General features: G+C 56.5%; 12 protein-coding genes. 9 read left to right on the top strand and 3 right to left on the bottom strand.

All coding sequences use genetic code 11. From position 1 onward, the window contains the following. Window position 1 precedes the first annotated feature (1 nt). The gene (locus ACFFSY_RS05865; RefSeq protein WP_377491278.1) at window positions 2-1,033 is read left to right on the top strand and encodes an LCP family protein; all 1,032 of its coding nucleotides are present in this window, start codon (window positions 2-4) and stop codon (window positions 1,031-1,033) included. A gap of 80 nt (window positions 1,034-1,113) precedes the next feature. Next, a complete protein-coding gene (locus ACFFSY_RS05860) occupies window positions 1,114-1,536 on the top strand; it encodes a hypothetical protein (protein WP_377491275.1) in 423 nt (140 codons plus the stop codon). Window positions 1,537-1,542: 6 nt separating this feature from the next. Here the strand turns inward: ACFFSY_RS05860 and ACFFSY_RS05855 are convergent, their stop codons facing one another. Next, a complete protein-coding gene (locus ACFFSY_RS05855; RefSeq protein WP_377491272.1) occupies window positions 1,543-2,088 on the bottom strand; it encodes a YhcN/YlaJ family sporulation lipoprotein in 546 nt (181 codons plus the stop codon). Between the two features lie 115 nt (window positions 2,089-2,203). Between ACFFSY_RS05855 and ACFFSY_RS05850 the strand changes: the two genes are divergently transcribed. Beyond that, a complete protein-coding gene (locus ACFFSY_RS05850; RefSeq protein ID WP_377491269.1) occupies window positions 2,204-3,535 on the top strand; it encodes a PhoH family protein in 1,332 nt (443 codons plus the stop codon). A gap of 260 nt (window positions 3,536-3,795) precedes the next feature. Next, window positions 3,796-5,067 carry an ABC transporter substrate-binding protein gene (locus ACFFSY_RS05845; RefSeq protein ID WP_377491266.1) on the top strand — a complete coding sequence of 424 codons (1,272 nt, stop codon included), beginning with the start codon at window positions 3,796-3,798 and terminating at the stop codon, window positions 5,065-5,067. A gap of 3 nt (window positions 5,068-5,070) precedes the next feature. Here the strand turns inward: ACFFSY_RS05845 and ACFFSY_RS05840 are convergent, their stop codons facing one another. Beyond that, window positions 5,071-6,156: a hypothetical protein gene (locus ACFFSY_RS05840; RefSeq protein ID WP_377491263.1), complete on the bottom strand. Its 1,086-nt coding sequence runs from the start codon at window positions 6,154-6,156 to the stop codon at window positions 5,071-5,073. 160 nt (window positions 6,157-6,316) lie between these two features. Here ACFFSY_RS05840 and ACFFSY_RS05835 point away from each other — a divergent pair, with 160 nt between their 5' ends. Next, a complete protein-coding gene (locus ACFFSY_RS05835; protein WP_377491260.1) occupies window positions 6,317-7,441 on the top strand; it encodes a class I SAM-dependent methyltransferase in 1,125 nt (374 codons plus the stop codon). 58 nt (window positions 7,442-7,499) lie between these two features. Here the strand turns inward: ACFFSY_RS05835 and ACFFSY_RS05830 are convergent, their stop codons facing one another. Then, on the bottom strand, window positions 7,500-7,736 hold the full coding sequence (locus ACFFSY_RS05830) for a DUF2626 domain-containing protein (protein ID WP_377491257.1): 237 nt from the start codon (window positions 7,734-7,736) through the stop codon (window positions 7,500-7,502). A 290-nt stretch (window positions 7,737-8,026) separates the two neighbouring features. Between ACFFSY_RS05830 and ACFFSY_RS05825 the strand changes: the two genes are divergently transcribed. From ACFFSY_RS05825 to bshC, 4 genes are all read left to right on the top strand, one after another. Next, window positions 8,027-8,674, top strand: coding sequence for an RsfA family transcriptional regulator (locus ACFFSY_RS05825; RefSeq protein ID WP_377491254.1), 648 nt, complete (start codon window positions 8,027-8,029; stop codon window positions 8,672-8,674). Between the two features lie 139 nt (window positions 8,675-8,813). Next, window positions 8,814-9,764, top strand: coding sequence for a ketopantoate reductase family protein (locus ACFFSY_RS05820; RefSeq protein WP_377491251.1), 951 nt, complete (start codon window positions 8,814-8,816; stop codon window positions 9,762-9,764). A gap of 29 nt (window positions 9,765-9,793) precedes the next feature. Then, entirely contained in the window at window positions 9,794-10,189 is a 396-nt protein-coding gene (locus ACFFSY_RS05815; RefSeq protein WP_377491248.1) for a DUF3397 domain-containing protein, read from the top strand. 145 nt (window positions 10,190-10,334) lie between these two features. Then, window positions 10,335-11,984, top strand: a complete 1,650-nt coding sequence (gene bshC / locus ACFFSY_RS05810) for a bacillithiol biosynthesis cysteine-adding enzyme BshC (protein ID WP_377491245.1) — start codon at window positions 10,335-10,337, stop codon at window positions 11,982-11,984. Window positions 11,985-12,012: the final 28 nt, after the last annotated feature.

Below are 12,012 nucleotides of genomic sequence, written 5' to 3'. Positions count from 1 at the left end.
CATGAGCGGTCAAAAAACGATGGATTCGCGGGGCTCCCGCAAACCGGCAAAATCCCGAAAACGGCGCGGTGCGTCATGGTTCAAACGATTCATGATACTCGTACTGCTGGTGCTGGTCGGCATCGCGGGGTACTTGTACTATTTGTTCGACAAATCCAAAGATGCCTTGACGATGGCCACAGCGGATGCCGAACCGGGCATAGTCGTACCGGAAGAGGAGTCAGTAAAGGTCAAGCCGGTGGGTATCATGCTGATGGGCATGGATACGCGGAAGGAGACCGGAAGTCTCAATACGGACGTCATGATGGTGGCCGTCTTGAACCCGAACACGAAATCGGCGTCAGTCGTCACCATTCCGCGCGATTCCCGCATCGAGCTGGATGGCTATAAGAGCCGCAAGGCGAATTCGTACTACGCGAAATTTCGCGCACTCGCGATTGACGACGGATTGAGCGTCAAGGAAGCGGAGAAGAAGGCGAAGCGTCAAGTGCGCGAGATGCTGGGCAAATATTTCGGCATTAACATCGCGTATACGGCGACAATCAATTTCCAAGGCTTCGTCGACGTCGTCGATGCGCTCGGCGGGGTGGAAGTGGACGTCGACATGGATATGCATTATATCGATAATGCGGATGGCACAAAGATCGATCTGAAGAAAGGCCATCAGAAAGTGGATGGCGATCAGGCGCTCGATTTCGTCCGTTACCGCAAATCAAACGACGGCACCAACATGTCGAGCGATTTCGACCGCAATAAGCGGCAGAGCGAGGTCATCGGCGCGATCGCCGATCGAATGAAGTCGTTCTCCGGCGTGGCGAAGCTCGGTAACGTCATCGAAGCAGTGGGCAATAACATGCGCATGGACATGCCGTCCAGCGAAGTGCAGAACATGATCGAGACGTACTTCAAGATGGGCAAAAGCGACATTCAGTTTACCGCCCTGGAAGGAACGTGGCGAAGCCCGTATGTATATGTCGACGATGAAAGCTTGCGCAAAGCAAAACAAATTCTTCAAGCGAAGATGGCGGAATGACTGTATTCGCCCGTTAGTCGCATATGCTATAATAAGCTCACCGTAGTATCCATGCTAATTCGCGCAAGGGGGCCACGCGGATGACAGTAGCCATCACGGCATTGATCGACGCTCTGCATAGCGATATGGATCGTTCTCTATCGATGGCGGCTGCCGGCTCCGTGTACGGCACTCCGGAGGCAGTTGCATGGGCTGCTTCGGCCAGCGACATCCTGCTGTGCTCTGATTGCGATGGTGCCAAGCTTGTCTTGTCCGGTGTTAATGGTGCGTCCGCCGGAGCGGCACACGTCGATTGCGGCAGCGCAAGCCTCGGCTTGTCCGCGGGCGGCGATGGAGCGACAACTGAAGAGAAGACGGCTGCAGACAAGCGTCCGGCAGCCATGATGAAAAAGCCTAGTGAGCGTTCACTAGGCTTTTTGTGTCTATCATGCGGAAATTTTCGACGCAATCGATCATACTTTTCCGCATCGGACGATAGGATAAAACTTACAGCGCTTGTCTGAGTGAGCCTACAGAGGCTTGTTGATCTTCGGGGTCGCTTCGTCCTGGCCCCGCGTTTTCTCGGGCATCGTATTACGAGGCAGCTGCGGCACGATCCGGCCGATAATATCGGCCATCTCCTCGGCAAAACCGGCTATAGGGCGGCCGCGGTTCCAATCCGCGCGTACCTCCCTCAGCCGGTGGGCGAGATCCATATCCGCGGTGACGATCGCGTCAACGCCGTAAGGATCTTTGCGGAACGCCTCGGCTACCGCATATTTGAGCGTTCCGACGCGGGAGCGTTCCAGCTTGCCGTCCACGTCGATGCCGACGACGGCGGTATTGCCCATGACGATGCAATGAGCGCCTTTCACACCGGGAATCTGCTTCGCGAGCAGCTCCAAGTGCGCGGCCACCTGCTTCGGACTGCGGATTTCTTTTTTTCGCGGCGCGGTCTGCTGCGCACGGACGCGGTTATCATTTTGCGGAGAGGGTGATGTCTCATTGCGGGCGACCGTACCGCATCCTGTCGCCAGCAAGCAAAGGAGCATAGCCGCTACCAGCCATTTGCCCATAATCGCCACCTGACCTTTCCTTTTGCGTAAGAGCTAGTTCCCGTATAGTTTGCCACACGGCAGGTTCTGCTATGTACGCCTTTGAATGCAAATTCCAACGCCGGGAGGGCTTACGATGAAAAAAATATTCGTGCTCGATACCAACGTGCTGCTGCACGATCCGCAAGCCATTTATGCGTTTGACGATAATGAGGTTGTTATCCCCGCGGTGGTGTTGGAAGAAATCGATTCAAAGAAAAGGCTAGCCGACGAAATCGGCCGCAATGCGCGTTCCGTCTCCAGGCTGCTGGACGGCATGCGGGAGGACGGACATTTGCACGAAGGCATCGCGCTGCGGGGAGGAGGCGTCCTGCGCGTGGAGCTGAATCATCGCAGCTTCGTCCGGGTGCAGGAGATGTTCGGCGAGATGTCGAACGATAACCGGATTTTGGCGGTGGCGCTGAATTATTCGCTGGAGGAGCAAGAGAAGACGGAGCCGCGGGACGTCGTGCTCGTCAGCAAGGACGTGCTCGTTCGGATCAAAGCCGACGTGCTCGGCCTGGATGCGCAAGATTATTTGTCCGATCGGTTGGTCCAGCATTCCGAAGTGTACGGCGGCTATGCAACGCTGTTCGTCCACCCGTCGGTGATCGACGAGTTTTATACCTACCGGTTCTTGACGATCAAGACGCTGCAGCTGACGACGAAGCTGCATCCGAACGAATTCATCATTCTGCGGGATGAGATGGGCACGAGCAAGTCGGCGCTGCTCAAAGTGAGTCAGGACGGCTCAAGACTCGAACCGCTCTATCTGAGCAACGATCCCGTGTGGGGGATCACCGCCCGCAACGCCCAGCAGCGTATGGCGCTGGAGCTGCTCCTTAACGACGACATTCCGCTCGTCACGCTGACGGGGAAAGCCGGTACGGGCAAGACGCTGCTTGCGCTGGCGGCCGGACTCTCCAAAGTCGAGGATGAGCATAAGTATAAAAAACTGCTGATCGCGCGGCCCGTCGTCCCGATGGGCAAAGATATCGGGTATTTGCCCGGCGAGAAGGAAGAGAAGCTGCGCCCGTGGATGCAGCCGATATATGATAACCTGGAGTATTTGTTCGATACGAAGAAATCCGGCGACATCGATAAAATCTTGATGGGACTGGGCAGCATCCAGGTGGAGGCGCTCACTTATATCCGCGGCCGCTCGATTCCGGGCCAGTTCATCATCATCGACGAAGCGCAGAACTTAAGCCGCCACGAAGTGAAGACGATCGTCTCGCGCGTCGGCGAAGGCAGCAAAATCGTCCTGATGGGCGATCCCGAACAGATCGACCACCCATATTTGGATGCGGTCAGCAACGGGTTGACCCATATCGTGGAGCGCTTCAAACAAGAGAGCAGCAGCGGCCATATGACGCTCGAGAAAGGCGAACGTTCGAAGCTGGCGCAGCTGGCAGCAGATTTGCTTTAGAGCCGCACATGTGCCGACCGTCGATCATTACCCTGCTTCAAGCCGATTGAATCGGGGTAATTCTTGTCTTATCGACATCGTTTGCCGCGGCTTGTCAGGTATCGGGTTTTATAAGAGGGCTGCCGGCTTGGCCGGCGGCCTTTTCATTCAACTGCCGATGCAAGGCAAGCGGTAAGGGGCGCGGACACAATTCGCAGGCGACAACGTAGGCAAATGTTGTTACAATACGGGTATGCCAAAAGTGGGAAAGGAAGGAAAAAGTGTCACGCAGAAAAGTAGTGATCATGCTTCTCGGCGTATTTACTGCCTCTGTAGCACTCTTATTTCCGATGTTCGCCGAGCAGGGACTTCGAGATGAACCCAATCAGGACGAACCGAATGCCAAGCAGCAAGCGCAATTGGACAAGACGTGGACACCCGTCGTACGCATACGCATCGAAGTTTCGATGTCCGAAGCGGAATTCCAGGCATGGGCGGCGCGCAACGACAGGTTCAACGCCTCGCAGCGGGAGATCGAAGCAGAACTCGTTAATCAGGCGCACGAGTCGCTGCCAACATGGCAGAAGCAAGCCCAGCTTGGGACTGCGAGCGATATTTATGTGATGGATAACGGCATGGTGGAGGCGTTCGCCGTACAAGGCTATTTGCGTCCGATGGACGATTATTATACGGGAGAACGTGCGGGTGAAATTATGAAAGCGTTCACAGGGCCGTTGCTATGGAATAGCTCGTTGTGGGGCGTCCCGCTCGATGGCGATCCAGCTCTGCTCATATGGAACAAGGAGCTGCTGCAGCGCGGAGGCATGCATGAACCGCCGAAGCAGTGGTCGGCGTTCGCGGAATTGGCTGAGAAGCTGGCCGACGCGGATCCGGGGCTAGTGCCGGTTCGTGTGCCGATTCAAGACGGCAGGCTGATGCTGGCATGGCTGAGCGCGTTCGAGATGGGTCGGCACGGTGTGGAGCTGCTGCAGCCGTTGAACGCAGAGGAAGCCAATCTCGTGCGTTATCTGGCCGCGATCTCTCCGGCCGATGTTCTCCCTTACAGCATAAGCGAGCTGGAGAAGCGCTTCCGGTCGAACGAGCTGCTTGCCGCCGCGATGACCTGGTCGGAATACGTAAAGCTGGCGCCGGATGTTCGGAAGAAGCTCGAGCCAGGCCAAGGGAGAAGTCCGGCATGGACGGGAGGCAGAAGCTTCGTCGTCTCTTCGCTGACGGCGCAACCGGAGGCGGCTCTCGCCTGGATTAAAGCGATGACCGAGCCGAGCGGTCAGTTGAGCAGCTATACGGCGGGCGGCAGGCTGCCGGCCGAGAAGACGCTGTACCGGTCTCCGTACGATACCGGCGATGCCGCGATTCGACCGCCGCAAGAAGCGTTGTTATGGCTGAACCGCGAGGTGGCAGAATCGCCGGACCCGTCATGGTGGGCGCGTCTGGAACGCTGGCTACGGCATTGGTCGCACGCGCAAACAGCCCCGTTCACGGCGAACGAGGCGGAGCGGTTGATTCAATTCTGGAATCAGAACGTCGAATAAGCGTTAGAGATGAATCGAGAGTTTAATAATGAGATTGCCGTCTTTCACTTGCACGGAGTCGGCTCTCAGGAACGAGACGATTTTCTGCGGATAGAAGCCCAAATCGAATTCCTTCTGAAGCGACTGACGCGTCGTGTCGGGCAGCGCGAGTCCATTGAACAGCAATTCGTCGACGTGGAAATAGATGCCGTTCTTCGGCTCGTTCTCGACCGTGTAATGGCCGCTGAGCTCCACTTCGAGCCCGTCGCGCCGACCAGCCACGGTGACGACGTCGTCCCCGAAACGAAAGTCGAGCGATTGAAAGATGTCGTTCTGCTCGCGCAGAAATTCGTTCAGCTTCTCCTCCGGAATCGTCATCGTGTAGTTGAAGCCGTCGATGGACAGCATCTCTTTGTTATCCTGCACCCAGGACGGGATGTTCTTCATCGCCTGCGACAACGCTTTGAAATAACGCTTCACCTCATAGAAACCGACGCTCTTCCAGAAGTTCGTCATTTCGTCGATGAGAAGGCGCAGCCTCTCTTCGTCAGATCGGCCGCTTAAGCTGGCGTCCACGTCCTGCTGAAGCGCCGTCAGACGCGCACGTTGGGCGCGAAGCTGAGACTCGATGGCGGCAAGCTGGCTCGTCTCGTGTTCGAGCGCGCCGACCGTCATTTTGATTTGGTCGTATTGTTCGGCATACGTTCGCAGCGACTTGCGGTCGCTAGTGAAGATCACATCGAAATAATCGAGCATCGCAAGTAAGTTGTCCAATGTATTGGTGGAGACGAGCGCGGTCAGCAGGAAATCGCGGTCGCCCATATAATAGGCGCGCAGGACGCGTCCGGCTTCGTCCCGGCGGGAGGCGATCGACGCTTCCTGTTTGGCGAGCGCTTGACGCGAAGCGCTTAGCTTCCCGTCGACGGCCGTCTTTTGTTCGGCGATTCGGGCGATTTCCTTGTCGAGTTCGACGACCGACAAGCTTTTCTCCAGCAATTGACGGACATCCTCTTCCTCTTGAGGCGCCGCGAAGATCGGAAAGACGGATAACCATAGAGCGGTGCCGACCGCGACTGCGCACAGTCCACGCCGGATAGTTCCACTAGGCACTGAAGAAGGATCTCCTTTCTATAAATAGAAGCGTTTATTTATAGCCGAACATTATGGCGGCAATGAACCAGGTCATGTTGGACTACTATATGCTTGCAATCTTTCTATTATATCTTGATTTGGGATTTTTGTCCGGTTGAGAATGGGGAGGCGGGCTAGGATGGGAATCGCGGAACGAATCGAGGCGGCCATGAAGAAGATAGACGGCCTGCAGCGGGGATGCATGACCTTTCACGATTATATGGCACTCTGCTTGTACGATCCCGATTACGGCTATTATCAGCAAGGCTCAGTCCGGGTAGGACGGGATGGTGATTTCTATACAAGCTCGGCGATTGGCACGATCATGGGCGAGAAGCTGGCTGCCTGCATGGCGCAATGGCATCGCCGTTTAGGCAGGCGCTCGGACACCGCCGAATGGGGAGCGGGTACGGGCGAGCTTTCCAAGCAAATCCTCCAGGCATGGGCGGCGCAATCTCCGATGCGTCGGGAAGAGGCGAGTTATGCGATCGTCGATAACTCGCCCGCGCATTTGGCAGCGGCAAGAAGACTGCTCGAACCGGCTGAGGGCATGCTTCCATTGCATTTCCTCACGGAAGATCAAGCATGGGATGGTGCTTGGCGCCGAGGCGGGCCGCTCATCGTCGTTGCCAACGAGCTGCTGGACGCCATGCCGGTTCATCGCATCGTAATGAAGGACGGGGGGTTGCGAGAGATTGGCGTCACGCTGACGGATGATCCTGACGCGCCGTATGTAGAGACGCACTTGCCGCCGAGCGATCCGCGGATCGTCCAGTCGCTGGAGAGAGATGGCATCGCGCTGCGCGAAGGGCAGCAGGCCGAAGTCAACTTGAACGCCGAGCGATGGATCGCGAGAGTCGGGGCGATGATGCAGACTGGCGTCTTAATTCTGATCGATTACGGACACGAAGCGGAGGAGTTGACCGCCGCGCACCGGATGAACGGAACGCTCCTCTGTTACGCGAACCATCTGGCCCACGACGATCCTTATGCGCGGCCGGGCATGCAGGATATCACCGCCCACGTTAATTTCACCGCTTGCCGTCGTGCAGCCGAGGCAGCTGGTTTCCGGGAGCAATATTATGCGACCCAGAAGCAGTTTCTGCTTGATTACGGGGTCTTGGATGACTTGATGAACCATGATGGCACCGACCCGTTCGGAGCGGCCGCCAAGCGGAATCGCGCCATCCGGCAGCTGCTGCTCAGTGACGAAATGAGCGAAATCTTTAAAGTGATGGTCCTGCAAAAGGAAGAGGAAGAATAAAAAAAGGCTGTCCCGGGAGGCTTGTCTGCCCGGAACAGCCTTTTTATGTATGCCGATCTTAGAACGGATTACCCATCACGAAGATGGTCCAATAGGAGAAGCCTACGAACGTAACCACCATATATCCCCAGAACATCAATACGTATGTTCGTTCGGAAAAGTTCAAGTAGCCTAAAAGGACGAAAACGGCTGTTTGGATAAAGAACAAAAGCGCCATCTCCATCATGTCGCCAGCGAACGCCATCAGACCGATGACCAGCGTCCAGAAGCCGAGCACCCGAAACATGCGTGCCATGTGATACAAATCCCCCTCTCGTCAATCTCGACCAGATTTCTATTGCCCATTATAACGTTTCGTCAAACCAGTGTAAACATTCATCCACGAAGAAATGGCAAATTTTTTGGCTTGTTTTGGATGCTTCCTTTGTCCTAGATCAAGTTTGCGCAAGGTCGGACGAAAATATGTATGAGCCCTCAAAAAAATGGATATACAAATTAGTATCCGATAGATTCTATGAACTCTACCAAGGGCATAGTGATAAGTAAGCGATAAGTTAGCGCCTAACGTTAGGAGGTTTTCATTGCATGACAGCAGTCAGACAAGATGCGTGGAGCCCGGATGATGACCTCATTCTTGCAGAGGTGACATTGCGGCATATCCGCGAGGGGAGTACCCAGCTGGCCGCGTTCGAGGAGGTCGGCGAGAAAATTGGCCGGACGTCCGCGGCATGCGGCTTCCGGTGGAACAGCTGCGTCCGCAAGCGGTATGAAGATGCGATCCAGATCGCGAAGCAGCAGCGCCAGAAACGCAACTATTTGAAAAAGCAGTCGTTCGTCGCGACTTCGCATGTTTCGTCCATCGGCACGGCCGAGACGGAAGAAAGGTCTTATAAGCATGATCCGGTTACAGAAGAATCGTTATCCGTCGATTCCGTTATCCGCTTCCTTCGCCAGTGGAAAACGACATACCAGGAGCTTAACCGGCAAATCAAGTCACTGGAACGCGATTTGAGGGACCGCGAGGAAGAGCTCTACCTGCTGCGAGAGCAGAACGAGAAGCTATCACATGAAGTGAGCAATGTCCAGACTGATTACCGGGCCGTAAACGACGATTACAAGACGCTCATTCAAATTATGGACCGTGCTAGACGGCTGACCGTGCTGAATGAAGATGACGAAGCCAAGCCTCGTTTCAAAATGGATGCCAACGGCAATCTGGAACGTATCGAATAACCGGGGCGATGCCCCACGAAAGTCATGTCCCGCCGCCTCTTTAGATAAGGGGAACGGGACATTTTTATTTTTCCGGACCGTTTGGAATTTGATACGATATGAAGTAGTTGCGATTAGAGCGGAGGAGGAAGTGATCGAAGTGCGGATTATCATCGTAGGCGCCGGCTCGCTCGGCATGATGTACGGGCTGCGTCTGGCAAGAGGCGGCACCGGCGTCACGTTCGTGACGAGGAGCGGCGAGCAGGCGAGTCTGCTGGCGGAGAAGGGCGGGATTCTGGTTGAGAACGGCGAAGACTGCCATGTCAGTGTGAACGCCGTGTCCATGGCGAGCTGCGCGGCGTTAGGGGAGGAGGAGCTTCCATCGGAAGGCGATTGGATCTGGCTAACCGTCAAGCAGGCGCAGCTAACCGAGGAGCTGCTGGCGGCCGTCTCGTCATTATGCGCGCGTGGCGCCGCCGTGCTGTGTCTGCAGAACGGCATTGGCCATCTTACCCGGATTGCCCGCGGGCTGCCGGCTGGTACACGCATTGTACCCGCAATCTCGACGGAGGGCGCGCTGCGGGAATCTCCGGGCAAAGTCCGATATACCGGTCGCGGTTCGCTGACGTTCGGCGCGCTGCGGCCGGACATGCCAGGCGCGGAAGAAGAGGAAATAACGCAAAAAATGTTAGTAGATGTTCTGTCGGTGGCAGGAATTTCCGCGGAGTTGTCGAATCAAATGGAGAATCGCATCTATGAGAAGCTTCTCATAAATGCCGTCATAAATCCGTTAACCGCGATATATGGCGTCAAGAACGGCGAACTTCCGCTCCATCCAGTCCGCTTGCGGCTGATGTCGGCGTTGTTCATAGAAAGCAGGGCGATTCTTGCGCGTGTCGGTCTGAACGAGGATGCCGGTTCGTGGGAGAAGGTGCTGGCCGTGTGCGAGGCAACGGCGGCGAACGAATCGTCTATGCTGCGGGACGTGCAGGCAGGACGCGCAACGGAGATCGATTGGATCAACGGCGGGATCGCTGCCCTTGCGCGCGAGGCGGAGCTGCCTTCGCCGCTAAACGATGCCGTCGCCGTCATGGTGAGGGCGCTTCACTAAATGACCATCCGCGAGAGGGGCAGTCTGTCGTGCAGTGGATTTGGGAGATCATTAAACATGTCTATGCGGTGTTGGCGCTCGTTCCGGTCGTCCCGTTTTTGCTCGTTTATTTTGGGCTCGGCGCGTTCACCGGTGATCGTAATCGGGCCTTTCGAACGGCGATGGATGTCACGACGATCCTCTTGGTCGGCTGCGTGGCCGTGCTGTTCAACGTGATCTTCGGCAGCAACTTCGGGCTGTTTGGCATATTACTTGTGCTGCTGCTTGGCGGCGGGTTATTAGGCAATGTGCAATATCGCAAACGTGGCGCGGTGGATGTAAAGCGAATCGCGCGTGCGATTTGGCGGATCGGTTTTTTCGTCATGGGTGTTTTCTACGTGCTGCTCATGTGCATAGGCATTGGCAAGAGCGTATTCGCGATCTAGCGATCCGGCACGTCATATATCGAAGAGCGGCAATCGGTTTCTCGAGACGGGGGACCGATTGCTTGTCATTTTGACGCTCAAGGCGTTGGCGTGTAAAATGAGAAAAATGACTTACAGGCGATCTGAAAGAAGGTTGACGCTACATATGGATATCGTATCATTCCCTTTGCCTTCGAGTCAGCCGCTGGCGGAGGCTTACTGCGCGCAATCGGACTCCCGCGTCTCAGCCTTGTTCGGCAGGCATCCTTCCGAAGAAGGAGCCTGGCAGGCGCGATATGCTTACTTGCAAGAGAAGTCTGGTCAGCGCGTCCCCGCGGAGCAGCTAGCTCGCGTGCTGCTCGACTACAACCGAAGGTTCGGAGCCGATGAAGTCGTCTCGCGGAACATCGAGGCGATCGCGCAAGGCGCGCCCGTCATCGTCGGAGGTCAGCAGGCTGGCTTATGGACAGGCCCGCTGCTTGTCATTCACAAGGCCGTCACCATCATTCAAGCGGCGAAACACGCGGAATCTCGTATTGGACGACCGGTCGTGCCGGTGTTCTGGATCGCCGGCGAAGATCACGATTGGGATGAAGCCAATCATGCTTACCTGCAAGGGGCAGGAGAGGAGCCGCGCAAAATCGCGGTAGCGCATCCAGGCGGCTCGAAGACATCCGTCAGCCGGACGCTGCTTGCGGAAGCGGATCTGAAGGCGGCCATCCAGGAACTGGCGGCCGTTTTGTCCGACTCGCCGAATAAGCAGCAGCTGCTCGCGATGCTGCAAGCGGCAGCCGATAAGTCGGAGACGTTGACGGACTGGTTCTCGCACGTGCTGGCGCATCTGTTCGGCGAGTACGGGCTCGTCCTGCTGGATGCCGACGACCCGGCGCTGCGCATGCTGGAAGCAGATATGTTCCGGACGCTGATCAAGCGGGGCGATGAACTCGAACGTGCTTATCGCCATGCAGGCGAGGCGATTCGGACGCTCGGCTACAGGGAGCAAGCGGAAGCGGCGGAAGGCTGCGCGAACCTGTTTCTATACCACGGGGAAACGGCTGGCGGCGGACAAGAACGGACACTGCTCTTCCGGCAGGGAGACGAGTTCGTCAATCGGAGAGGCACCGTTCGCATCGCCGCGGAGGAACTGCTCGAGGTCGCCGTCCAATCGCCGGAGCGGCTGAGCAATAACGTTCTCACACGGCCGCTCATGCAGGATCATGTGCTGCCCGTGCTGGCGGCCGTGCTCGGCCAAGGCGAGATTGCGTACTGGGCGCAGACGTCCGAAGCGTTCCGGCTGCTCGGGATGGAGATGCCGATTATCGTGCCGCGGATGTCCTTCACGCTCGTCGAGCCGCAGCTTCCCAAACAAATGGAGAAATACGGCCTTAGCTTTGGCGATGTGATCGAGCGCTACCCCGCTAAACGACAGGCATGGCTGGATGAGCGCGAAGAATGGGCGATCGGGGAGAAATTCGATCAGACAAGAGCGCAGTTCGAGCAGCTGTACACGCCGCTCGTCGAGCTCCTCTCGACCTTAGAATCGGGTCTTAGCCGTCTAGGCGACGTCAACCGGGAGCGCATATTACGGGAGATCGCGTATCTTGAGCGGCGGGCTAAGGATGCGCATGCCAGACGGTTCGATGCCGCCCTTCGCCAGATGGACCGCGTGGCACAATCGCTTTGGCCTAGCGGCAAGCCGCAGGAACGCGTCCTGAACGCGATGCAATTTTACAATCAATACGGGACCGATTGGGTCAAGCAGCTGCTTGATGTGCCATTTGCTACGGATGGCGGTCATCGACTTGTTTATCTTTAATCGGCATTGTCCCATTGGCGTACATATT

Origin of the sequence: Paenibacillus aurantiacus (assembly GCF_042431225.1) — a bacterium.
GTDB classification, from domain to species: domain Bacteria; phylum Bacillota; class Bacilli; order Paenibacillales; family Paenibacillaceae; genus Paenibacillus_Z; species Paenibacillus_Z aurantiacus.
The sequence above is the reverse complement of the archived record's forward strand: the minus strand, read 5'-3'. Positions and strand labels throughout refer to the sequence as shown.